Below are 25,416 nucleotides of genomic sequence, written 5' to 3'. Positions count from 1 at the left end.
ACCTTTTATAAGTAGTCAACAAACTGTTTACGGAATCTTATATGAAAAATAGATCCGATTACAAATAAAATAATAGCAATTCCCCAAAAATATAATGTATACAATGACCATATAAAACTAATATCACCGTGCAATAATGAAGAACGATAACCTTCAACTATATAATAGAATGGATTTATTTTCATTAATAATACAAATATCCATGCCATATGTTCACTTGGTTTCCACAAAACAGGTGTTAAATAAAATAACATACGTGTAATCGATTGTATAAACAAATGAATATCTCTCAAAATAGTTGATAGAGTTGATGTAATAAACGCTAAGGAAACTAAAAAGAAAAATGCTGAAAGTCCACAGTATAAAACTCCCACGATCCCAAGAAAACTTAATCCTTTTGTCGCCGCCACTATCAATAATAAGACAATAAGTAAAACAACATGTGTATACAGTTGAGATAGTATTATATATGTTGGAATAACACTAAGTGGGAAATTCATTTTCGAAACCGTATTCAGCTTTGCATAAATAGAATTGGATCCTTGTAAAATAGAGCCATTAATAAAAAACCAAGGAATGATTCCACATATCATCCAAACAAAGAAGGGAACGCCTTCTACAGGCGCCCCTCCACGAATGCCTAAACCAAATACCAACCAATAAACAAAAATTTGTATTAAAGGATTTAAGAATATCCAAACAATCCCTAACGCACTACCTGCGTACGCCTGTTTTAATTCATACACAGAAAGTCTTGCCATTAAATATATATTATCTAGTTGTTCTTGAACAATATTTCTTATCGCTCTCATATAATACTCACATTTTCCGGTAACACTCTATACAAATTACCAAAATTGATAATCTTCATATTACTACTCTCACTTTCTCGTATACAATTACGTGTGTCAAACAGGACTGGATTTTTCATCATATTTGCTAGATAATCATAATCTAACTCTTTAAACTCATTATGATCTGTTAGCACAAGAATTAAGTGTGCATCCATTACAGCTTCCTCAATAGAAACAACATCAAAGAATTCCTTGTTAATATACGGATCATAAATTGCAACATCAAAACCCACAATCCTTAACAAATCAATAACCTCAAGTGCTGGACTTTCCCTCATATCATCAACATTACCCTTATATGTCACACCAAAGACAGCAATTTTCGAGTGCTTGTTTTCTTTTAGTATTTTTTTAATACTATCCACGACATAAGATGGCATTGAATTGTTCGTATTTCGTGCTAGTTGAATTATGTTCGCTAATTTAGGCTCTTGCGCTACGATAAAATATGGATCCACTGCCAAACAATGACCACCTACTCCTGGTCCTGGTTGGTGTAAATTCACACGTGGATGTTTGTTAGCCATTTTAATTACATCTAACGCATTAATCTCTAACGAATTACAAATTTTTGTTAATTCATTAGAAAGTGCGATATTTACATCTCGGAATGTATTTTCCATTAACTTGGACATTTCCGCTGTTCTCGCATCTGTTTGAATAATCTCCCCTTGTACAAAGGTATTATATACCTCTGCACCCTCTTTCGCACAATGCGATGTTACTCCACCTATAATTCGATTATTATGGATAAGTTCTTTCAAAATACTTCCTGGAAGTACTCGTTCTGGACAATGAACTAAATATACATCCTCTCCAACTGAAAAACCACTCTCTTCTACCAATGGTCTCACATAATCATCCATACTTCTTGGGGCAATGGTAGATTCAATAATAATTACATTTCCCGGTTTAATATATGGAATTATTTGTTTAGTAGCATCTAAAACATAAGTTAAATCACAAGACTTATATTGATCTTCATTATTTGGTGTTGGTACAGCTATAATAAAAGCATCTGCTATTTCTGGGTTTAAAGAAGCACGAAGTGATCCTTTTTTCACCACTTCTTCCACAACTTCATCTAAACCTGGCTCTTCGATATGGGCCTCTCCTCTGTTCAACTTATCTACCACTTCTGTTCTTACATCTACTCCAACTACTTCAGCACCATGCTTTGCAAACATAGCAGAAGTAGGAAGACCTATATATCCTAAGCCTATTACACAGACTTTCATCGATTGTATCATCTCCATGTATTTCATTAATGCAAAATATGTTTATTTCTTTAAAACTTCAAAAATACTTTTATATACCGGTGTAGCTTTCTCAAGATAGTTTGTTAATACGATTTCGTGTAAATGATTTAAAAAGTCATTATAGTATTTAGGATCATAATGAACACCAAATAACCCCCAAGGGTGCGCCTCATAAGCAGTATAACTCTTATGATTTAAATCAATACATTGAACATTAAATTTCTCTAATACATAATTATCTAAAATACTCCAGTATTTATTCACTAACGCTACATCTATACTTGGATCTATTCTTTGTAATCGATTATTCTCATCATAATAAAATTCTACAAACCTTGCTTTATGAACAACAATCTTACAATTAGGAACTCTTTCTTTTAATATCTTAAATAGGTTATGGATTGCTTTTTTCCATAATACTAGATAATCTTCAGTATCTCTTATAATATTTAAGTACTGTGGATTTTTTACTTCTTTAACAAATTGTGTTTTTCCTAATTTCCAATAATTATTTGTAACATAAGTATCAGCAAGCTTCATGCATCCGAAGAAAACATCACCAAAAAAGTCCATAATAAGGTAATCTGGTTGTTCTTCTTCTAATTTATTTAAAAAGTTCTTTTCAAAATCAGCCCTCATATCATTAGAATCCCACTGATTTAACTCAGTAACTTTATTTACTGGGAATGTTATTGGTTTTTCCAGCAAGCTAATAATTGAAGTTTGATTTTGTAATAAAACACATTCATAATAACGCTTATAATCATAATTAAATTTACTATTAAAATTGTCTCTTGTTACACAAGAACCTAAAATCGCTACAGTAACTGCCTTTGAATCTTTATTTGTTACAAACTCTTTCTTAGTATTTAATTCCTCACCATTTTTTCGTGTATAAATACTCAAGTATCCTTTATTATTTATGTACGCTTTAACAGAACTATTGGATTTAACCTTAGTATAACTATAATTTTTATTAGGGGCTTCCAAGTAAAACTCTTCATATACATTATTACCTTCTATCCCAATAACAACATCTATAATAGTTTCATTATGTAAACTAAAATTATGAAATACCTCTTTAACTGTACTCTTAAAATTTAATATATTTTCTTTGATCTGAACTTCACACTTTAATTGTTCATCATACTCGTCTTCATTTCTTCTCTTAAATACAATCCAACATTTACCACAACCTTTCAATTCCTTCTTATTTTTAGGAATTGAAAGATTTAAATTATCTTCATTCATTTCGAATCCTGATAATTTAATGGCTTTTTGTATTTGATAAGTCATAAATGAAAGAGTCTTATTATTTTTTGGTTCTAGATACAAAGTATCTGTAACAGGTATTTTATATTTAGGTTGTCCAAATTCTAAGATATCCATCTGAATAGGATAATACTTTTCGTCCACTTTTATGAATAGATTTACTACATAACCCTGCTGTAGTAATAAATTCAAATATAAAATAGCATTAAATTCTATGTTACTCTCAAGCAAATCTTCTCTTATAACCGTTTTTTCAATATGTTCATGTATAAGCAATTGTTTCTCATTAAAAATGAAACAACTCAATCGAAAATCATTATTTTTATCAATATTCCCTTGAGACATAACTTTGATAGATACGCTTTTATTGTCAAAGTTCAAGCTGCTTAATTTATACATATATACCTCTTTCTAAAAAACATTTTTATTCACTTACCTTAAAATCAATTTCTAACTTACCTCTAAAAATGTGTATGGATTCAATCATTCCCATACACATTTCTTCATTTTATTTAAGAAGTTTTTTCTTTAATTATGTTATAAATCCTTTGGGCATTATGAACATCCTTATGTTTGAAAATCCTTTTCGAATTCGCTAGATATCTCTTATTAATTTTTAAATTATTATCTATAACTTTATTTATTTGCTTAATTAATTCATTTTCAGAAGAAACAACAAAGCCCAATTCATTATATTTTATTTCTTCACAAGGAGCATGGTGATTATTATGCGGATCAAACTGATACATTATAACCGGCTTCTCCATATATAAGAAATCCGATGATACAGATGAGTAATCAGTAATTAGCAATGCACTTTCTTTTAACAGCTCTGATACAATTGCATTACTTTTTACTAAAAATTCTATTTGAGGATGCTCTATAACAAATTCATCCATAAACTTTTGCATTTGACTATGCACATAAAACTTAACTGGTATATCTTTCTTTTCTATTAGATCTAAAAATTCTTGATTAGTAATTAAATCTTTATAGGCTTTATAATAATCCGACTGTAGAAATTGAACTTTATTTACATTTGATAAATGTCTACGCCATGTTGGCATAATTAAAATTTGTTTCTTCGTCTTTCTTTGATGAAGATTATCAAATCTAGCCAGTCCAGTTACCGCTACATCCCCTTCAGGATATCCTAATGTTTTCATAATAATTTTCTTTTCATATTCTGAGCTTGAAATAATTAAATCTTGTTTATATCTTTCTTTACTTAAATACGGAGCAATGTTGTGAATAATCACACCGTGCTGTAAACAAATATTAGTTTTTTTAGAAACCCTTTTCCCAAACCATCTAATAAACTCTTGTTTCTGTCTAGGATATGAGCACTCTTCAAACACCCATGCACTTATATAAGTACTTGCAGCTAGCATATAAACTTTATGCTTAAGAGATGAATGATATATAACGTTACCATACTTCTCCACTTTATCTAAGTGAGGTGAATCCTGATTAATTACATAATATATTTTTTGTGATGAGTAGTTTTCACGGCAATACTTGAAAAAGAAATATCCATTATCTTCAGCTTGATCTTCACGTTCTCCAACCAACCAAATTTGTTTCCCACCAACTTTTACTCGTACAAATAAGCTTAGCAAGAGAATAAAGAATTTATATAAAGAACCCTTAACATATTCAAACGTAGATTTGATCCCTCTGATCGGCTTTGTGACTCTCCATGATAAGGACTCTTCTAAATCATGCGGATTTTTTTTAAAATACTTTTCAAATTTTTGAGATTGATTATACCAATATCGTCGACTTCTGAAAATTTTCATATACTGAATTGCTTCTTCATATAAATTTAAGTTTATAAGATCTAAAAAGGTATTATATCCTTCATTTCCTTCATAAACAGATTTATCCGAAATATATATGATTTTTCTTAATGTATCCAATAATTTATCTTGATGGCTTTTTTCTATTTCATTTAAAAAGGTATTTTTATCTATTAAATATAATATTTGATTAAATAGTATTACTCTTATATCCTTATTAAAATCTTGTCCATAATTACTTATTAAAAACTCTAAAATATAATCTATATCTTGTATAGAACTTATTACATAGTCTTCATTAAATGGCGTTTTATTTTTATATTTTATTTCGTTCGCAAACTCATAACGAAGATTTGATAAGTATAATCTAAAATCTAAACATCTAATATTAGATGAATTCATTTTCGAAATAAAACTCAGTCCTTGTGATAATAAAACTTCCTTTTTTATCAACTTTAATGTAGTAATTGTATTGAAATCACTATGTAGTATATTCTCTTTATTTATCAAATTTTTTTGGGATTTTTTTTCTAAACAAGCTGCTATAAAATCTAAATCACTCTTTTTGGCAGCGTCATATAATAACCCATATACATTAGGTCTAAATTTATCATAAAAATCAAAGAAAGTAACATACTCTCCCTTTAATTCTTTAACCTCAAGATCCCCTTCTTTTATCAATATATTCACTTTATAACTTCTTTTTAAGGTTTCCACATATTCAACTATTTCTTGAGTGGCATTTTCGTTATTGTGGAAAATAACCCATTCAAAATTATTAACATTAATAGTCTGTCTCTGTAATACGTCGAATGCTTGTTTAATTACAGCTTCATCATGAGTTTGTAATTGTGTTACTACGCTTAGTTTCATTCCTAAATCTCCTTTTTATAATATCTTTCAATTTGAAATTCTTTTTTCTGAGATATTTAGTAATTTTCCACGAAAAACTATTACGAATAGCACTTTGTTTTCTGTATTTTTGCTGTAATTCAGTTCCTTGCTTTAACCACCATCTTCTTGAAATTAGCATGCTATTATACTCTAACGCTTCATCTATATGTTCTTTGGCAATTAAACTCAAAAGAGGCTCTTCCCATACCAAATATTTTCTTGTTATTTCAACATCATAGTCATCCACTACGCCTTTAATTAAATTAATAAGTTCTTTTTTTTGTTGGATTGATAGTTTATTAAAATCCGGATCGCAAACTTTCCATAAAATAGACCTCAAAGCATTTACCTGAAAATAGTTATATTCTTTTTTATTCAACTTGAGTTTAATTACTTCTGCAGATTTTACATCATTCGTAACTGAAGCAATAATGTCTTGTTGTGTCAAAGATAAATTATTCTCATCATCACGTGCTCTATATCTATAAACATTTTTAGGGATATAACTAAATTTCTTTGCTTTTGCGAATAGCTGTATATCATAAAACTTGTCTTCTCCATTTCTCATTCCTTCAATGAAAGAAATCTTATGCTGCCTAATGAATGAAGTTCTCACTAACTTTAAAGTAATAGCTGTCTTCACCTGTAAAAAGAATGGAGAAATTTCTGTATTGGTATTCATATATGGTTTTTGTAAAAGATAATGTTTAAATGTTGAATGTTGGAATGTTGATCCATCACTATCATTAAAACTTTCCATTTTCCCCATAACAAAATCTGATTTATATTCTTCTGCTATATTAAATAGAGTTTCATATGCATCTGCTGGTACATAATCATCTGGATCCATAAATATTAAATATTTACCTCTCGCAAGATCAATACCAATATTTCTTGGTTTTCCGGGTGCACCACAGTTCTTTTCTAAATGTATAACTTTGAAATTATCATACTTCAAAGCATATTGATCCAAAATCTTTCCAGTACCATCTGTAGAACAATCATTCACCATAATAACTTCTAAATTCTCTACGCCAATTGTTTGATCAACTAAAGAATCTAAGCACTCTGCTATATACATTTCTACATTGTATATCGGCAATATTACAGAAATTAATGTTTTTTTCAAATTCTTACACCTCTTTTATCCTTTTAAATAGTGTTTGACAATGCGATTTTTTCAATTTAACAACATATCTATCTACTCTATCTAAATTAGAATTTTTTAATAAATTCTCAAACTTATTTAATAAATAATGGACATCCTCTTCCCTTTCTATCCTTTCTCCAAATAGCCCCGTCTTATGATCAATCGGCCCTTCATTATAATGCCTAGAATAAAATTCATCATAATCAAACTGATAGAAAATAACCGGTTTATTCATATAAGCAAAATCAAATGAAACAGTAGAATAATCCGTAATCAATAAACGGTGACGTTTTAATAAGCTTTGTACAGTCTCTTCTCCCTGTTTAACGATTTTGATTCGTTCGTGAAAAACAGGCATTTCTGCACCCAGCTTTTGTGTTTGGTAGTGCGGGAAGAACGTTAATGTTATATTCTTCTCTTCTAATATCCGATGGAGTTCTTTACTTTGTAAAAGTGACATATACGTTTGCCAATACTGTGATTCCTTTAATTGTTCTTTCATTTTAATCCAACTTCTCCAAGTTGGCATGAGTAAGATTTCATTTCCTTTACTCTCATCTTGCAATGCGTCCCAACGTGCAAGACCTGTTACAACTACTTCATCTTCCGTATAACCAAATTCTTTTACGATATGATCCTTTTCAAACTGTGATGATACAACAAACAAAGAATAACCCATTCGATTTTTATTTAGCACATGATTAACCCGGCTCACGCCTATGACACCATGTTGAATAAAGATTTTTTTATTCTGCTGCCATTCAGGATAATACTTCAATATATGCCTATACGCATCTGTGTACATATTCGCTGTTTCTGAATAACTATTAATTGTTTTATTGCAAATTAACAAATATAGTGTATGTTTAAAGCTTCCGAACTGAATACTATTCCCTAAATTCTTAATATTTTTATAGTCATTACATCCTTTATCTATAACGTAATAAACCGGGATTTCAGGATGTTCTTTTCGAATATATGTAAACAAATGATAAGAATTATCTTGTGCAGTATCTTGCCGTTCCCCAATAAGCCATATATTCTTTCTACGAAAATATGAACCAAATAATTTATAGGCTATTATTGCAAAAAATGCTGCATAATTTCTTCTCTTCAAAAGACCTATATCATAACGCATTGCTCTTTTTATTTCACGATATGTATTCATTATTTGTTGTACATAGTTACATTTACGAATATGAATTGTAGCTTCATTATTTTTATATAACATTCTAATTTCTAGTGGATTTAAATTTTGATGCTTTGTATTATTGCGTAACTGTGCTAATAGTACCTTCATTGGTTCTTCAACAACAGTATTCCCTATGCTGAGGCGTATTGATATTTCCCATTCCCCCTTTTCTAACAAATCTTTAACATTAACTTCTATTGTTTCAAATCCCGCATCATTATAGTCAATGGTATTGTTAGAAAATAGATATGTTATATCGGTACGTAAGGAGCTTTTTAATTGAATTATTTTTGTAGTTCCTTTTTTACGAAATACCAACTCTTTAATTATTCTCTTTGTAGACATGTTTTCAATAAATGCATATCCACTAAGTGTTAGAACTTCCTGACGAAGTTTTATGCCTTCGATTCGATGATTCAATATTAAATTATTGACTTGTAAAAAAAACTTATATTGAGGAAAAAATCGATAAAAATAATAATAGTATTTTTCATTCTCATAAATATGTTCTTTCGAAATAGATTCATCTCGAATAATGATTAACAATTGTTCTAAAGCTGCACAATCATCCTGTTTAATCATTTCTGTCACTAATTGATCACGGACATTTAAATTCTCTGTAACGTTTGGATCACATAAGTTCAATAGAAATTCATTCCCCAACTGAATAACTTGAGAGATTTGTTCCTTCGAAAAAAACGGACATTTCAAAATAATGGAATCCAAAAAGAATTTCCATTGCCTTCTCTCAATGAACTGAATATACGATTTTTTTTGATGTTTCTTATACAGATTTTCTAACTTTTTTTGTAATGTAACTAATTGTTGAAAAAAAGATATACTCGTTTTTTTAGATAAATTCTCTCCACTATTTATTACCCTATAATTAAGGAAGGGGATATCCTTTACAATAATACGCTTAGCTGTAAGAAAAGATTGCTGTGTAAACAATAAATCTTCTCCTACTTGTAAATCTTCATCAAACAAGATGTTATGTTGTCTACACAACTCTCGTTTAAATATTTTATTACTGGCAGATGGCGTAAGGTGTAATTCTGAATGTGTTGTAATATGCCTGATAACGGGAAGTTTCTTATCGAATACTTTTTTCATATACGAAAGTGGCCAATGTCTATATTCATTAAAGCAAGTAATATTAGCAATAGCGATATCCGCACCTTTTTGATTTGCAAGCTCATACAGCTGTTCATACGCCATCTTATTTACATAATCATCTGCATCTAAAAATGTGACATATTCACCTTTCGCATGTTGAAGCCCAACATTACGTGCAACACTTACCCCTGCATTCTTCTGCATATAAATTGTTAAATGCTCATGTTGTTTTTGATACTGCTGTAAAACTTTCCTACTATTATCCGTTGACCCATCATCTACAACAATAATCTCAATATTCTTCAATGTTTGACTAATAACAGATTCAAGACACTGTTCTAAATACTGTTCTTTATTATAATTCGTAATTACAACACTTAATTTTGTCTTTATCAACAATCATCAACCCCGTTTTCTACACCGTACAATAACGTAAAGAATAGAAATGATCTTCTATTCTTTACATTATTGCAAACTCTTATATATATCTACAAAGATCTTTTTTTCATTATCCCAATTATAATTTTCCCGTGCAGTAAAACAATTTCCCCTCATTTTTCCCCGTTCTTCTGGATGATCGAGTAAATAATTTACACCTTCTGCAATAGAAGATGGATCATGTGAATCTACACAAATGCCTGTATACTCTTTCTCTACCACACGCTGAATTTCAGGAAAGCTACATGCAACAACAGGCACTCCACTCATCATGTACTCAAATAGTTTGTTAGAAGAGGCTGAATAGTGATTGAAACAAACATTATTTAATACCTGAAAACCTAAATAAGCATTTTTAGTATAGTGTAACAATTCATTTACGGGTACCTTTGACATAAATTTTACCTTGTTTTCTAAACCTAATTCCACGACCATTTTTTGCAAATCAGGTTTGATACGTCCATCACCAATAAATACAACCGTTCCTCTTTTAAACATCGGCACTGCTTGTATTAATTTGTCTAACCCTCTTCCTGTTTGGATACCACCTTGATATAAAAGGAGCGGCTCTCCTATAGAAAGATCCAATATTTTATGTAAATCAACCGAATTGCTTTGCTCGGGTTGTGTAATGAAAGGATAATTATGAATAACTTTCGGATAAAACCCATACAAATCTTCCGCATATTTTGCACGTGTATGGTTTTCCATAATCATTACATCAGTAAATTTCAAATAAAACCTTTCCATAACCCCATAAATTTTACTATTATAACCTGTACGACTTGTCTGCACTTCATGAGAGTCATAAATTAATTTTTTCTTTCTAAATACTTTAGCACACAGCCATCCCTGTGGTAACGTATTCAGATCATTAGAATGATATAAATCATAATTTTTTTTCATTCCACTTATCACCATTTGACTTAGAATATAGGAACGAATAATTAAAGTTCTTATCTTTCTAGTAGAAAATAAAAGGGCAAATAACAATACGACTGATGCAAATACCGGGAACTTCCATAATGTCAAAACAGCGCCTGCAGCAAATAGTAACTTTGTAATTATATTTTTCATAGCAAACTGCTTCACACGATTTACCGCTCCAAACATTTTCTGTAAAGGCAAGAGGCGATTATTTACACGTGTTACTGTAAATCCTTCTTTTCGTATCTCCCGCTTCGGCAAGTCCCGTTGTTTCCAATCATGGATACATATTAAATCTACTTCATATCCAGCTTCAGCTAATGCAGTACATTCTCTTAACACACGTGCATCATTTGTGAAGTGGTTCCATACGAACATACAAACTTTCTGCTGAGACATCCTGTTCCTCCATTAAATTAGTTAATACTTTGATGTTGTTTTTCCACCTTAAATTTTGAAAGGCATAACTATGGGCTTTATTTCCCATTCCTTTCCTTAACACTTCGTTTTCAGCCAAGGTTAAAATATGTTTTCCTAACTCTTCTACTGTACGATCATGTGAAATTATACCGCACTCTGCTTCTGTAATGACCTTTTCAGCATAACCAGATACGTCTCCAACAATGGGCTTTCGCATACACATATAGTCAATAATTTTCCCTGGTAATACTGTTTGAAATACCTTTTTATCTACTAAACTAACATACGCAATATGCGCATTTTCAACTTCTTTCAAAGTAGCACTACGACTTTTCGCCTTAACAATTTCTATATTAGAAAGGTTTCTCTTCTTAATAACTTCCGCTACCTCATAACTTTTAAACCCATAACCAATTATCTTGAATTTAAGATACTTATTCTGCTTTACATACTCTGCAACATCAATTAATTTTCTCACATCTTGCGCTAAGCCAATATTTCCTGTATAAATTACTGTAATCTCATCTGTGTCTTTAACATTCACTCTTGATTGCTGTGTTACCATCTCCAATTCTTTCTCTGTAAGTGAGCTTGGCATAAAAGATATAACTTCTCTTTTAATTCCTTTCAGCTCAATATAGGGAATGAATCCTTCACTATTTACAATAATTTGATCGGCTGAACGGTATAAAAACTTCTCTAAGACATAAGCAATAGATAACACAAAACGATTTGCGAAAACGCCAACCCCCAGCAAAGATTCCGGCCATAAATCTCGAACGTCTAAAATCAGTTTAGCACTTAATCTCTTTTTCGCAAATATACCCGCTGCCCCTATAAAAATAGGTGGTGTTGAAACAAATACATAATCATATTTTTCTTTCATCCCAAAAATGGCCATAATAAATCGGAAAGTAATTTCTAAGTATAAAAATAGCCGTCTAATCATATTATTCGTATACTTCCGTGTTTTTGGCTTAACACGAATTATTTTTTCACTGTCTAAAAATTCCTCATCCCAAAATTCCTTATTCTTATATAAATTTTGATTTGGATAACGAGGATCTGTTGTAAGGATTGTGACATCATAGCCAGCTTCTGTTAGCTCAGAATAAATATTCTTAATACGATTTGCAGCGCTACCGATTTCTGGATAAAAATTTTGCGCTACTACTAACACTTTCTTCATTTTATTTCATACCTCTTTTCCCCCACAAAAACTACATCTCCCATCCCGTACTTTAAAAAATTTTAATTTTATCAATATGTATTTATAATGAGTTTAAAATTAAGTTTCTCGCCTTAACAAAAAATTTACAAACTTAATTTTAAATTTACAAATACTAGAATATCATTAAATCTGACAAATTTGAACCTATAAGCCACATTAATTCATGTTTTTTTGACTTAAATATTCTCCTTTTTCACATTCGAATATAACGAAATAAAAAAGTTGTTGATAAATTATATTTATCAACAACTTTTTTAATACCTATCGCAACGCGCGACGTGGTAATTTATCAATATTCTCTAACATAATACCTGTACCAACTGCAACGCAGTGCATTGGGTTTTCAGCGATTAATACTGGTACTTTTAATTCTTCTGCTAGAAGCATGTCGATACCGTGTAGTAATGCACCGCCGCCTGTTAAGATAACACCGCGGTCAATGATGTCTGCAGATAGTTCTGGTGGTGTACGCTCTAATACACCTTTTGCAGCTTGTACGATAATAGAAGCGTTTTCTTTTAATGCTTCTGTAATTTCTTCTGAACATACTGTAATTGTACGAGGTAAGCCTGTTACCATGTCACGTCCGCGAATTTCAAGCTCTTCACTGCGTGCACCTGGGAATACTGTACCGACTTTGATTTTAATATCTTCTGATGTACGTTCCCCGATTAATAGCTTATACTTACGTTTAATATAGTTTAAGATCTCCATATCAAACTTATCGCCAGCCATTTTGATAGAGGAAGAGGTAACAATATCACCCATTGAAAGTACGGCAATATCTGTTGTACCTCCACCAATATCAACAACCATGTTTCCGCTTGGCTGGAAAATTTCCATACCAGCACCAACAGCAGCTACTTTTGGTTCTTCTTCTAAGAATACTGTTTTCCCACCTGAACGCTCAGCAGCTTCACGAATCGCTTTCTGTTCTACTGATGTGATATTTGTTGGACAACAAATTAAAATGCGAGGTTTTGAAAAGAAGCTCTTTACGTCCAATTTGTTAATGAAATGCTTTAACATCGCTTCTGTAATTTCGAAATCTGCAATAACACCATCTTTAAGCGGACGAATCGCTACAATATTACCAGGTGTACGCCCTACCATACTTCTTGCTTCTTCACCTACTGCTAATACTTTTCCACTATTACGATCAATTGCCACAACTGATGGCTCATTTAATACGATACCCTTACCTTTTACATGAATCAATACGTTAGCCGTGCCTAGGTCAATTCCGATATCTCTCGCAAACATTCCTGTGTTTTCCTCCTTGATATTCAAAATCAGGTTGTACCCGAATTCTTTTACACCTAATTTCTGATTTTATCATAAATTTAACGAAAACGTAATATTTGAAAAAAGAATTCTTCTGAAAAATGTTACGTTATCCGTAAGGAATGTTTGCCATATAATAAATTATTGCCGCACAGGCTTTTCTACATCTTCTTTTCGGTACTTCTGCTTTGTCGCTTCCCCGCCTCTTAGGTGGCGAATCGACTTATGGTAATCAAGAATTTCTTTCACTTCATTTGCGAGCTCTGGATTAATTTCTGGTAAACGTTCTGTTAAATCTTTATGGACTGTACTTTTTGATACCCCAAACTCCTTCGCGATCACACGAACTGTTTTTCTTGTCTCCACGATATACTTGCCAATCTTGATAGTTCTCTCTTTGATGTAATCGTGCACACCACTCGCCTCCCTAAATTGGATGTGAGAAGCGTGAAATGAGACTCGCTGCATACGACTAAGAAGTAAATTCGAGTGCTGTTTGTAAGCGTTAAATATTCTGGAATTTATAATGAAATGATTCACGATTTCTCACCTCAAACACTCTCTTTGCTTTGGTTTATACCATTGTATTGCCCACATTACTGATATATGCTATAAGTTCCATATTTTTGTGGACCAAGGTGAGAAAAACAAAAAAATTCACATGATCAACATCATAAAATATACTTTCCTTAAACAACAAAAGACATATAGTATTTGCTTGTTATACATAGCAAACACTATATGTCTTTTTTAAAATATTATTTTTTCGGATTCGCATACTCCCCAGATGCTATTTGAGAAAACTCTTTCATATTGGTATCAGGAGAAATGCCAAATCGATTGATTTTCAAAATGTCACTTTCTCGAGTAGCATATCCACTAGAATTTAGAAAAGCTACATGGAACTTTGATTCTTTTACCGCTTTAATAACATTCTCATTGAATTTTCCGAATGGATAAGAGAAGTAATTTGTTTTTAATATCTTTTGACTTTCTAAAATATCTTGCTTAATTTCCACATCTTTCTTACTAAGTATTACAGCTTTTCCTTGTTCTAATTTATGCAGAGCATTAGTATGACTACCAAACTCAAAAACATCCTGCATTTTATCAATTTCTGATTTACTTAACGATTGAATTATTTTAGAATCGAATTTCTCTTCTTTATCACTTAATCTTGATGTGACAACAAAAGAAGCCGCATGCATCTTATATTTCTTTAAAATAGGATATGCATAAACATAGTTTGATTTTGATGCATCGTCAAAAGTAATTAATATACTCTTTTTCGGAAGGTTCTTTTTCTCTTTCATAAATTCTTCAAACTCTTTTAATGTAATAGCATGATATTTATTATCCGCCAAATATTTTATTTGCTTTTCAAACTGTTCAACCGATAAAGTAGTTCCTTTATTTTTAAAGGCCGGATGAGAATCCTTTTCTTTTTCTGTCAATAAGTGATGGTATAACAATACCGGTACCTTTTGTTCTTTATTACCTTTACTAAAAACAGCAAATCCAATCGCACCAATTAATACGACTGCTACAGCGATAAAAATAAATAGTTTTTTTGAACCTTTACTCTCTCTAGCTTTCAATTTTAAAACTCCCCCTCAAACACAACAAAAAACACAGTACTTTTTAACACTATACTGCATCTCAACATTGCTTTATTATGTAAAAAAATCACAATTATCATTATACGTGTAAAAATTATAAATTCCAATGATATATTAAAGAAAAACACTCCTCATGCAGGAGTGTCATTCTTCACGATCATATTCTTCTTCTAATAATTGATGGCGGGGAACTTCTTTCTTACTGGCAATATAATAATATAAAGTAAATAAAACAAACAATAAAATAAGGGCAATCGACAGAACAAAGACAAATGACACAGAGAATCCCCCCTTTTGGTAATATATATTCGAGAATTTCGTCAAATTTCCTTGTTAATGCTATTTTTTTCTCGAAACTGATTATTTCTATATAAACATAAGAAAATCAGCTCCCCTAAGGAAACTGATTTTTTTGTTTTACTATTCTTGTGTAGAGGAAGAATTACTAGATGATTCTGTAGAACCATTTGTTGATTTTTCCTCTTTTTGACCTTTTTCATCAGTTTTACTGTTTGTTGCTTTCAGTAGAACCGTTCGTTGATTTCTCTTCTTTTTGACCTTTGTCATCAGTTTTACTGTTTGTTGCTTTTTCYTCAGTAGAACCGTTCGTTGATTTCTCTTCTTTTTGACCTTTGTCATCAGTTTTACTGTTTGTTGCTTTTTCCTCAGTAGAACCGTTCGTTGATTTTTCTTCTTTTTTCTGCTTTTCTTCCGTTTTGCTAGCAGAACCATTCGCTGCTTTTGTTGCACCTGCGTCCGCTTTAATTTCTGTTACAGATTTATTCAGGTAACGCTCTGGATTTACAGCTACGTTATCTTTACGTACTTCAAAGTGGACATGAGAACCTGCATCCTTATTCATTGCACTTAGACCGGATTTTCCTAATACTTCACCTTGTGCAACCTTTGCACCTTTTTCTACTTTTACACTACCTAAGCTTTGATAAGATGTTGCAAGACCATTACCACTATCAACTGTAATAACATAACCAAGTAGTGAATCTTTTTCCGCTTTTGTTACTGTACCGCTTAAAGCAGCTGTAACATCGAACTCTTTGCCACTTTTCGCAGCAATATCGATTCCTTTATTCGGAGAATATGTGTTGTTATAAAAGACAAGTGCTTGTTCTTGCTCTTTCTCCGGTGCTCCATCCTCGTAAAACTTCTTCTGTACAACAACTTCTGCATTCGCTGCAGCTGGCATTTTCACAACTTCTGAAGATTTTGTTACTGGAATCCCTGGATCTTCCGTTTGACTATACGGCGCTGCCCCGTCCTGATTCGGCGTTTTCTTTGGATTAGCTGCCTGGAACCATAGAGCAACCGACAAGATTACTGCTGCACACGCAATATAGAGTGCCGGAAATACCCATCTTTTTTGAAACAAATGAACTACTTTTCGCGACTTTTTATTATTCCTTCCTCGCATTCTATCATCACCTCAGCAATCATTTTGAACAATATTCATTCATCCTATACAACCTATAACTAATTACTTTTCGACAAAATATGTAAAAATATGTATAGGAATTACAAAATTTCCGAGGAAATGATAAAAAAAGAAAAAAACTGAGCGTTTCGGCTCAGTTTTTTAGTCTAGTTGTTTCTTTTTGTAGAGGAAGAGACAAATAACAAGCGCTGCAACTAACCAAATGGATATATTCAATACGTTTCCTGAAATTACACTAAAGCCTTTCCCTTGTATCACACTATTCATCGCTTCCCCAATGCTTTTAGTTGGTAAATATTGAAATACTTTCTTCAAACTTTCATTTTTCACAAACATCTCTAATAGATCTGAAAGAAGAAATATGAATAGAATTGGCATTCCGATAAGAGATGTTTGTGGTACGTTTTGAGCAAGCAATCCTATACATGTTCCGATCAGATTGAATAAAATAGTTCCAAGCAAAAAGATGAAGAATAAAAGTACAATATTACCTTCTAATTTGTCTAAAATAAGTAAATTAGTAAAGCATACCACTATGGTCGTGATTCCTGTTAAAAAACTTTTCCCAATCAACACTTCAGCTGAAGACGCCGGTGACAACATAAGAACACGAAGCGTATGTTTTTCCTTTTCTTCAGCAATCATCATCGCTTGCACAAATCCGCCGATAAAAACAAGAGCCATAATAACAGTTAAATTAGCCGCTACTCCTCTAAATTGCTCTGCCTGACCATATATAATAGCGAAAAGTACTGGGACTCCAATCATCATTAAAACTTGTGAATTAGATTTAAAGTCCCGCATCTCTTTCCGAAAAATAGCTGAAAATCTTCTCATAGAAAATGTCATCATAATCCCCTCCCTGTTACTTCAATAAAGATATCCCCAAGTGTTGGCTCATAAGAATGGATCGATAGTAATTCACCTTTCTTCATCCATTCTGAAATACGTTTTGCCCCTAATTCATCTTTTTGTACTGTTTCTTTTTTCTTATCCTTTAACACTACTTCGATTTTATCTTTCGCATATTTAAGCCTTAAGTTTTCTGGTGTATCAAGCGCCACAATTTCACCGCCGCATAAGAAGGCAATGCGGTCACAAAGCGTTTCTGCTTCATCCATATTGTGCGTTGTTAAGAAGATTGTTGTTCCTTCTTTATTTAAATCTCTTAAGATACTATGAATGTTTTGGACGTTCACTGGATCCAGTGCAGACGTTGGTTCATCTAAGAAAAGCATATCCGGTTTATGCAGAATTGCACGCGCTAATGTAACGCGTTGCTTCATCCCTTTTGATAATTTTTTCACTGGTGTTGTTTTATCTTCTAATAAGTTCACTTGCGCTAACACTTCATCAATTCGTTCTTTTTTACAGTCGTATAAGTCGCAAAATAATAGTAAGTTATCATAAATGCTAAGTCTTTCATATAAACCACTGTTATCTGTTAAAATACCAATTTGTTTATAATCCATGCTGTTTGGTCCTGTAATATCCTTACCTAGTACTCTCACTGTTCCAACGCTATGAAGCAACTGAGAAGTTAAGATTTTCACTGTTGTTGTTTTCCCTGATCCACTTGGTCCAAGGAACCCAAAGATTTCTCCTTGTTTTACTTCAATATTTACATTTTGAAGTGCCGTTTTTTCATTAAAGGTTTTCATTACATCCTTCATTTCAATTGCTAGTGCCACGTCGTCATCCCCTTTGTTTTTCTTTTATAATTGAAGTTTGCTTTAGCGACTGTTTTGCCGCCTCTGCTTTTTGGTTGCGCTGTTCTTGACTCAATCATATGAAAAACAAAGGGGTTACGCAGTAAAATACCGGTAAAAGGAGTATTTTTACTGGTGAATGAATCCTATTTCTGTCCTATTGGAGCAGATTTACAGTCCAATAACACCCTTTAATTCATCCATTCTTCCTTTAGAAAGTGGAATGGAGCTTTTTCGTTCATCATCCAAAATTAAGCTAAAGCTATTACGTGTCCAAGTAATTACTTCTCGTACGCGCTGTAAATTCACAAGGTAAGAACGATGACATCTAAAGAATCCAAATCCTTTTAATCTCTCTTCTAATTCACTTAACGTTAATGCACAAACAAAATCTCCCTCACGAACATGAATATACGTCGTTCCATTCTGTGTTTCGATAAAGTGAATCTCCATCGGATCAAGCAAAATAATTTTATCGTTCACCTTTGCTGGAATTCTTTCAAGCTTCATTTGCGGAATCATTTGAACAACTTTCTCTGTATCTATCTCTTCACTTTCTTCCTGCTCAATTTCCACCTTTTTCACGCCATCTTGATTCAATATATACACATCTTCCGTTAAAGAGAGTGCGTCCGATAAAAAGGATGATGTAATAAAGATTGCCTTTCCTTGTTCTTTCATTTTCATAATTGCTTTTCGAATAATAATCGTGCTTTCTATATCTACATTTTGTTCTGGCTCTTCCAAAATGATTAAATCTGGATTATGAATCATAACCCGGCCAATATGAAGACGACGTTTTTCAGAGAATGACAATTTTTCTATTTTGATGTTCAATTTATCGAGTAAACCAACCGACTGAACAACTTCTTCTATGCTAATATTCGATTTATACAATCCAGCTACAAAAGAAAGATATTCCTTCACTTTCAAACGATTGTATGCTTCATCTTTTAAAAAACAAAAACCAATACACGGATATACTCTCTTCCCAATTGGTTCCCCGTCAAACAAGATACTTCCCGAAGAAGCCTCTTCTTCACCAATTATAATGCGGTGCAAAACTTTTGCCGTATGATTATTACATTGCAACACAACACATTGTCCCTTTTCAATTTCCAGTTGAATCACTGGCAACTGATTCGTCTTCCCCAATTGTTTTAACTCCAGTAACGCCATGTTTTTTCCTCCAGATGAGTTTTTATCTTATTATACCAAACAATTAATGGAAAATTATGATATTTATTCCGGAATTAAAAAGGAGCTAATTCAGATTAGCTCCTTTTTTGTCGCATGGTCGATATATTGTGTCGAAACACCGATATTTTGCCCAGAACGGTCGATATATTTGAAAAAGCGCCGATATATTTCCACACAAAGAACTAGGTATCAGGATCCCCTGAAACCTAGTTCTTCGCCATTAATTTTCCTTCATAATCATTTAACGTTTTAATCTCAATTCCTTTATAGTAATGAGCAACAATGTCTGTGTATCCTTTCCCCTCTTTCGCCATTCCATTCGCACCATATTGACTCATACCAACCCCATGGCCGAAACCTTTCGTTGTGACGATAATGCTCTCTCCTTGTTGTTTCCACGTGAAATCAGAGGAACGTAATTCCAGCTTATCTCGAACGTCTCTTCCTGATAATGTTTTCCCTTGAAACTCTACATCCTTCACTCGTTTCCCTTCCGTACGCTCTTTAATGTTACCGACCTTTCCGTTCGCAAGAACTTTTACGCCGAGACGTTTTTGAAAATCATCGACACGGAAAGTTTGCTCACTCGCAAATTTCGGAGAAGCTTGATCCCAAGGACTATTGACGCTTTTTAAATACGGGTAATCACTCCCCCAGTAATCAGCCGCATTCTCTGTATAACCGTTACTCGTTGAGAAGAAGGATGCGGTAATCGGATTGCCATCATACGTTAAAACTTGTCCGGCTGTTTTAGACACAGCCTCTTCAATCTTTTTCAAGTTTTTCTCATACTCTTTTCCCCATGTCTTCTGTAACTCTTCTTTACTTTTGTACACTTGATCACTGACCGTATCTGTTACATCCGCATTGTTTTTCTTGTTTCCGCTTAACATGCGCTGCGTGACAAATGTTCTCGCTGCTAATGCTTGCGCCTTTAACGCCTCCACTTCGAAGCTGGCATTCATCTCAGAAGCGACTACACCTGCAACATACTCTTCCATCGGCACTGTTTCTACCTTCTTTTGTGCGCTGCGATACACAGCAACCTTTAGGTCCATTTTAGTCTTTGCAGGAACTGGCAGTGCTTGCACGGCTGGAGGATTCGCTTTTGGTCGCTCTTCCTTCGCTTTCGTAAACGGAACAACAAGTACGGCCGGTATAATAATGACAAGCGCTATTAAGAGCGCCATTGTAATGAACAGTGGCTTTGAAATTTTCATCTTTTTCCCCCGCTATGAAATTAGACTCATTTCATTCTTATGGAACATGACGAGCTTTTAGAACATATACAGGAGAACTTCTTCTTTAAAAAAAACGAATAAGATCAACTATAGCAAGGCCTCACTTCAAACAAACGAATTTTCCAAATATTTTTAACGAGACATGCATAAGTCTAGAATTTCTTGACTATAACAGTAATAAAGTGAAACTTTAATTAGTGAGGGGATTATTAACCTTCGCCAATCGGGCTTTTACGGGGTAACTCCAAAAAAATAGCCCCCATGTCAAAAGACATAGAGACTATTTCAATTAAGCGTGAAGGTCAGAAACTTGTTGCTCCGTCACTTCTTCTACTTTTTCATTTACACGTTCAATAGTTGCACCTAATGCAGCTAACTTACCATGGAAGTTTACATATCCACGATCAAGATGTTTTAGTTCAGTTACACGTGTGTAACCCTCTGATACTAAACCAGCTAAGATTAATGCCGCTGCAGCACGTAAATCAGTTGCTGCTACTTCTGCACCTTGTAAGTTGTTAGGTCCATTCATAATAACAGAGCGACCTTCAATTTTAATATCTGCATTCATACGACGGAATTCTTCAACATGCATGAAGCGGTTTTCAAATACCGTTTCTGTAATCATGCTTGTTCCGTCAGCATGTAATAACAATGCCATCATTTGTGATTGCATGTCTGTTGGAAATCCTGGATGAGGCATAGTTTTAATGTCAACGGCTTTTAATTTATTTGGGCCGATAACACGTACACCTTCATTTTCCTCAATAACTTGAACACCCATTTCTTCCATCTTCGCTGTAATAGAGCGTAAATGTTCTGGTACAGCATTTTCAATTAAGATGTTTCCACCAGTAATTGCTGCTGCAACCATAAACGTTCCTGCTTCTACGCGGTCAGGAATAATAGAATGGTGTGCACCATATAATTTATCAACGCCTTCGATACGAATCGTTCCAGTTCCAGCTCCGCGTACTTTTGCTCCCATTGCATTTAAGAAGTTAGCTAAGTCAACGATTTCTGGTTCTTTCGCTGCGTTTTCAAGTACTGTTGTCCCTTTTGCTAATGTAGCAGCAGACATAATATTTTCTGTCGCGCCTACGCTTGGGAAGTCTAAGTAAATTTTTGCACCTTGTAATTGTCCATCTACATATGCTTCAACAAATCCATTACCAACTTTTACTTTTGCTCCCATTGCTTCGAAGCCTTTTAAATGTTGGTCAATTGGACGTGAACCAATTGCACATCCACCAGGAAGTGCAATACGAGCACGACCATTACGTGCTAATAACGGCCCCATTACTTGAACGGACGCACGCATTTTACGTACATATTCAAATGGTGCTTCAATATTTAATTCCTTTGAAGCATCAATTGTTACTTGGTTATTTTCAAATCCAACTTCAGCATTTAAATGACGTAATACCTCATTAATTGTGTATACATCAGACAATACTGGTACTTCAGATAGTACATTCTTTCCATCACTCGCTAATAGGGCTGCAGCGATTATAGGTAATACAGCATTTTTTGCGCCCTCAACACGCACTGTGCCGTTCAACCGCTTTCCGCCACGGACGATGATTTTTTCCAATTTATTCCCCTCCGTGTCCTTTTTTCAATATCTATTCAATACTCAGAAGTTATGATCGGTGTGCCAACCACAATTGTATCTTTGTTGTCTGTAGAACGTATTGCTATTTGCACATTGATTTTCTCTCTATTTGTTGAAAGAGCGTCATTCCACTTTTTATTATATGCGGAGACTGATACAAATGCTCTTTCTTCTATCTCTTCGATCGCTCTTGCTGAAAGATCTTTCAAAACCTTTTTGGTTTTATTTTGCAAAACACCTTCAATCTTATCATCCAGTACACCTTGAACACAAGTGTAAATTATAGGTTTTGTACTAAAAATTGTATCCATTTTCCGAATGTTTTTCGGGTCCCATTTCGCCCCGCTTGTTTCAAAGATAATGAAAGTGTTTTCTTTAGTATTTTCCTTACTCCAAGTTACTACTATGCGTTCTTCATGAGAAGCAAACTTTTTGTATGCTGTTGCTTTATATCCATCATGAGACTGTTCCAAGTCCCACTTTTGAATATTCGCTTTTTCTTTCACTTCGTTTAACAATTTTTGAAACGTATGTATATTAGAAATGGTTTTGGTTTCTCGCGCTAACCATGACCACCGCTCCACACTTGCTCCATTTTTTTCAAGAGCTGCGATCATTGTCTCCATCTTCTCTTCTTCACTTATGGGTTTGATCTCTTTATATCCCACTAAGAATACGACAATACTTAAGACAACAAGAAGAATTGTTTGTAACCTCTTCAATTTCATCCCCTCCTACCCCCATTGTTAACGGAGATATGAGGTTCTATACACTTACTTTACTAAATACGTTAAACTCTTCGAATAGCCTAAATAATCAAGGAAAAAGTTACTGACAGACGTCCCGATTGCAATCGTAACAAGAATAAGTAAAATCCTTGTTTGCAATACCTTTCCAGATTTCATCAAGCGTTCAATATGAATACCTTGTAAGGCCCACCACGTAATGGTAATAAACAATAAATGCGAGACAATCGCAATTAGTGCTTGTTGCCCTAAAAGCTGTGCCAAAACAATCGACCCCTTTATTTGGCTTACCATTACCAGGATGCAAAAACGATCCATATAAATGGAAACCACACTTTTTCCCGCTCAAACAGGAAATCACAATCTATCCCACACGGCTACAGATCGCGTGAGAGATTACTTACCTATCAGCGTTCAGCTTTCGCTATTACTCCACAATAAAAAGCGTAGAGTGACAGCTCTACACTTTTTGTTTTCACTATTGTACCACGTTCCCTGTGAAGAAGAAATCTTTCATCAATGGAAAATATTCATAAAAGAAATCGTAGCCAATCGCCGGTAAAATCCCGAGTAATAAGGTTGCAATTGCACAACAACCCATCACGATTTTTAAATTAATCGGTACGTGAACCCTATCTTCTTCACTACTCGTACGAAAGAATATATGCTGCAAAATACGGAAATAATATACAAATGAGATAACCGTCGTCCCCATCATCACGGATGCTAGTATATAATGCGCAGGTTCTACAATAAACGCCCCTAAGAAAATATTTACCTTTCCGATAAATCCAGCTGTCCCCGGAATTCCGGCTAAAGATAATATAAATATGGTCATCATTACTGCCGTAAATGGAGAACGTTTGTATAAACCTGAGAAAATTGTTAAATTTTCCTTTCCGTCATGTAAGATTAACCCGTGAATAACGGCAAAGGCTCCAATATTCATTAACAAATAGGCAAGCATATAAAACCACATACTATCCATCGTAAATGGTGATAACGCTACAAGGGGAACAAGTAAATATCCAGCATGCGCTATACCTGAATACGCAAACAGGCGTTTTATGTTGTATTGCTTTAGCGCCACTACATTCCCGATAATCATTGTCACGCCAGCTAAACATGCAATATAAACGCTCATATTACCAAGTAAAGATTGTGTACTCCCTTGAATCGGTACATTCGAAAATACCATGAGGAACAATCTAACAATCATAATAAAACCAGCAATTTTGGAGATTGTCCCAAGGAAAGCAGTTACAGGTGCCGGAGCTCCTTCATATACGTCTGGTGCCCACATATGAAATGGTACTGTCGCAATTTTAAAGGATAAACCAACAAACAGAAGCAAGAAAGCGAGTGCTAATAAAAGCTGAATACCTCCAGCCGCGCCTTGCGTAAGTACACGCTGCATATCAATGATACTTGTCGATCCCGTAATCCCATATAAATAGCTCATTCCAAAGAGCGTAATAGCCGTCCCAATCCCGCCATTAATGACGTATTTCATCGCCGCCTCATTCGAAGCACGATTCCTCTTTCGAATCCCTACTAAGATATAGGAAGAAAGCGATAGTAGCTCTAAACCGATAAAGAGTGTAATAAAATCGACGCTAGACGCCATAAACATTGCACCAAGAAGTGCCATTAAAAATAAATAATAATATTCTCCCTTATCTTGAATAGGTTCCTTTTTATCATCGCTCAGCGCCATACATAAGACAAAGATCGCTCCAAGCAATAACAGTGTTTTAAACCCTTTTGAAAATCCATCTAATACAAACGAACCACTTAAAATATCACCAGCCGGTTCACTATATAGTGTAATTAATGCTACTAGTGATAGTACAACAGCACTAGTAGCTCCAAGTGCTACATACTTGCGATCAAACTTTAAAAATAAATCAAGAAGCGAGAGAAGGATGGCCACCCCAAGAATGATGAACTCTGGCACCATTAAATGCCACGATAAGCTAAGTAATGTATTGATATCCACC

General features: G+C 33.6%; 21 protein-coding genes. All 21 read right to left on the bottom strand.

The features are described from left to right. Window positions 1-5: 5 nt before the first annotated feature. Complete coding sequence (locus tag AZF08_RS12370) at window positions 6-812, bottom strand: ABC transporter permease (RefSeq protein ID WP_033673302.1); 807 nt, start codon at window positions 810-812, stop codon at window positions 6-8. Continuing rightward, a complete protein-coding gene (locus AZF08_RS12365) occupies window positions 809-2,092 on the bottom strand; it encodes a nucleotide sugar dehydrogenase (protein WP_033673303.1) in 1,284 nt (427 codons plus the stop codon). Before AZF08_RS12365 ends, AZF08_RS12370 begins: the two co-directional genes overlap by 4 nt. Before the next feature lie 42 nt (window positions 2,093-2,134). Then, window positions 2,135-3,784 carry a DUF6270 domain-containing protein gene (locus AZF08_RS12360; RefSeq protein WP_051725649.1) on the bottom strand — a complete coding sequence of 550 codons (1,650 nt, stop codon included), beginning with the start codon at window positions 3,782-3,784 and terminating at the stop codon, window positions 2,135-2,137. A 113-nt stretch (window positions 3,785-3,897) separates the two neighbouring features. Then, on the bottom strand, window positions 3,898-6,057 hold the full coding sequence (locus tag AZF08_RS12355) for a CDP-glycerol glycerophosphotransferase family protein (RefSeq protein ID WP_033673304.1): 2,160 nt from the start codon (window positions 6,055-6,057) through the stop codon (window positions 3,898-3,900). Next, window positions 6,020-7,207 carry a glycosyltransferase family 2 protein gene (locus AZF08_RS12350; protein ID WP_033673305.1) on the bottom strand — a complete coding sequence of 396 codons (1,188 nt, stop codon included), beginning with the start codon at window positions 7,205-7,207 and terminating at the stop codon, window positions 6,020-6,022. The genes AZF08_RS12355 and AZF08_RS12350 overlap by 38 nt, the downstream gene beginning before the upstream one ends. Before the next feature lie 4 nt (window positions 7,208-7,211). Then, complete coding sequence (locus AZF08_RS12345; protein WP_033673582.1) at window positions 7,212-9,932, bottom strand: glycosyltransferase; 2,721 nt, start codon at window positions 9,930-9,932, stop codon at window positions 7,212-7,214. A 69-nt stretch (window positions 9,933-10,001) separates the two neighbouring features. Then, complete coding sequence (locus AZF08_RS12340) at window positions 10,002-11,300, bottom strand: glycosyltransferase (RefSeq protein WP_033673307.1); 1,299 nt, start codon at window positions 11,298-11,300, stop codon at window positions 10,002-10,004. Next, entirely contained in the window at window positions 11,251-12,510 is a 1,260-nt protein-coding gene (locus AZF08_RS12335; protein ID WP_033673308.1) for a glycosyltransferase family 4 protein, read from the bottom strand. The genes AZF08_RS12340 and AZF08_RS12335 overlap by 50 nt, the downstream gene beginning before the upstream one ends. A 303-nt stretch (window positions 12,511-12,813) precedes the next feature. Then, complete coding sequence (gene mreB / locus AZF08_RS12330; protein ID WP_033673309.1) at window positions 12,814-13,815, bottom strand: rod shape-determining protein; 1,002 nt, start codon at window positions 13,813-13,815, stop codon at window positions 12,814-12,816. A 162-nt stretch (window positions 13,816-13,977) separates the two neighbouring features. Next, window positions 13,978-14,250 (bottom strand): sporulation transcriptional regulator SpoIIID, encoded by a 273-nt coding sequence (spoIIID, locus tag AZF08_RS12325; RefSeq protein WP_000544012.1) that lies wholly within the window; start codon window positions 14,248-14,250, stop codon window positions 13,978-13,980. Between the two features lie 344 nt (window positions 14,251-14,594). Beyond that, the gene (locus AZF08_RS12320) at window positions 14,595-15,434 is read right to left on the bottom strand and encodes a polysaccharide deacetylase family protein (RefSeq protein WP_033673311.1); all 840 of its coding nucleotides are present in this window, start codon (window positions 15,432-15,434) and stop codon (window positions 14,595-14,597) included. A gap of 165 nt (window positions 15,435-15,599) precedes the next feature. Then, entirely contained in the window at window positions 15,600-15,734 is a 135-nt protein-coding gene (locus AZF08_RS12315; RefSeq protein ID WP_033673312.1) for a hypothetical protein, read from the bottom strand. 226 nt (window positions 15,735-15,960) lie between these two features. Continuing rightward, complete coding sequence (locus AZF08_RS12310; protein WP_063177288.1) at window positions 15,961-16,884, bottom strand: M23 family metallopeptidase; 924 nt, start codon at window positions 16,882-16,884, stop codon at window positions 15,961-15,963. 162 nt (window positions 16,885-17,046) lie between these two features. Next, the gene (locus tag AZF08_RS12305; protein ID WP_033673314.1) at window positions 17,047-17,754 is read right to left on the bottom strand and encodes an ABC transporter permease; all 708 of its coding nucleotides are present in this window, start codon (window positions 17,752-17,754) and stop codon (window positions 17,047-17,049) included. Then, window positions 17,754-18,596, bottom strand: a complete 843-nt coding sequence (locus AZF08_RS12300) for an ABC transporter ATP-binding protein (protein ID WP_033673315.1) — start codon at window positions 18,594-18,596, stop codon at window positions 17,754-17,756. The genes AZF08_RS12305 and AZF08_RS12300 overlap by 1 nt, the downstream gene beginning before the upstream one ends. Before the next feature lie 189 nt (window positions 18,597-18,785). Further along, window positions 18,786-19,793 carry a LytTR family transcriptional regulator DNA-binding domain-containing protein gene (locus AZF08_RS12295; protein ID WP_033673316.1) on the bottom strand — a complete coding sequence of 336 codons (1,008 nt, stop codon included), beginning with the start codon at window positions 19,791-19,793 and terminating at the stop codon, window positions 18,786-18,788. Between the two features lie 227 nt (window positions 19,794-20,020). Then, window positions 20,021-21,034 carry a stage II sporulation protein D gene (spoIID, locus tag AZF08_RS12290; RefSeq protein ID WP_033673317.1) on the bottom strand — a complete coding sequence of 338 codons (1,014 nt, stop codon included), beginning with the start codon at window positions 21,032-21,034 and terminating at the stop codon, window positions 20,021-20,023. Between the two features lie 310 nt (window positions 21,035-21,344). After that, complete coding sequence (murA, locus tag AZF08_RS12285; RefSeq protein ID WP_033673318.1) at window positions 21,345-22,649, bottom strand: UDP-N-acetylglucosamine 1-carboxyvinyltransferase; 1,305 nt, start codon at window positions 22,647-22,649, stop codon at window positions 21,345-21,347. Between the two features lie 35 nt (window positions 22,650-22,684). Continuing rightward, on the bottom strand, window positions 22,685-23,398 hold the full coding sequence (locus AZF08_RS12280) for a YwmB family TATA-box binding protein (RefSeq protein WP_033673319.1): 714 nt from the start codon (window positions 23,396-23,398) through the stop codon (window positions 22,685-22,687). 45 nt (window positions 23,399-23,443) lie between these two features. Next, a complete protein-coding gene (locus AZF08_RS12275; RefSeq protein WP_003202077.1) occupies window positions 23,444-23,680 on the bottom strand; it encodes a DUF1146 family protein in 237 nt (78 codons plus the stop codon). 214 nt (window positions 23,681-23,894) lie between these two features. Continuing rightward, window positions 23,895-25,409, bottom strand: coding sequence for an NADH-quinone oxidoreductase subunit NuoN (nuoN, locus tag AZF08_RS12270; protein ID WP_033673583.1), 1,515 nt, complete (start codon window positions 25,407-25,409; stop codon window positions 23,895-23,897). Window positions 25,410-25,416: the final 7 nt, after the last annotated feature.

This window comes from Bacillus gaemokensis (genome assembly GCF_001590835.1).
GTDB lineage: Bacteria > Bacillota > Bacilli > Bacillales > Bacillaceae_G > Bacillus_A > Bacillus_A gaemokensis.
The sequence above is the reverse complement of the archived record's forward strand: the minus strand, read 5'-3'. Positions and strand labels throughout refer to the sequence as shown.

Bases quoted from the DNA above. Each gene is read 5' to 3' on its own strand.
- AZF08_RS12370 (WP_033673302.1), bottom strand. From the start codon at position 812: ATGAGAGCGATAAGAAATATTGTTCAAGAACAACTAGATAATATATAT.
- AZF08_RS12365 (WP_033673303.1), bottom strand. From the start codon at position 2,092: ATGAAAGTCTGTGTAATAGGCTTAGGATATATAGGTCTTCCTACTTCT.
- AZF08_RS12360 (WP_051725649.1), bottom strand. From the start codon at position 3,784: ATGTATAAATTAAGCAGCTTGAACTTTGACAATAAAAGCGTATCTATC.
- AZF08_RS12355 (WP_033673304.1), bottom strand. From the start codon at position 6,057: ATGAAACTAAGCGTAGTAACACAATTACAAACTCATGATGAAGCTGTA.
- AZF08_RS12340 (WP_033673307.1), bottom strand. From the start codon at position 11,300: ATGTCTCAGCAGAAAGTTTGTATGTTCGTATGGAACCACTTCACAAAT.
- AZF08_RS12335 (WP_033673308.1), bottom strand. From the start codon at position 12,510: ATGAAGAAAGTGTTAGTAGTAGCGCAAAATTTTTATCCAGAAATCGGT.
- mreB (WP_033673309.1), bottom strand. From the start codon at position 13,815: ATGTTTGCGAGAGATATCGGAATTGACCTAGGCACGGCTAACGTATTG.
- AZF08_RS12305 (WP_033673314.1), bottom strand. From the start codon at position 17,754: ATGACATTTTCTATGAGAAGATTTTCAGCTATTTTTCGGAAAGAGATG.
- AZF08_RS12295 (WP_033673316.1), bottom strand. From the start codon at position 19,793: ATGGCGTTACTGGAGTTAAAACAATTGGGGAAGACGAATCAGTTGCCA.
- spoIID (WP_033673317.1), bottom strand. From the start codon at position 21,034: ATGAAAATTTCAAAGCCACTGTTCATTACAATGGCGCTCTTAATAGCG.
- AZF08_RS12280 (WP_033673319.1), bottom strand. From the start codon at position 23,398: ATGAAATTGAAGAGGTTACAAACAATTCTTCTTGTTGTCTTAAGTATT.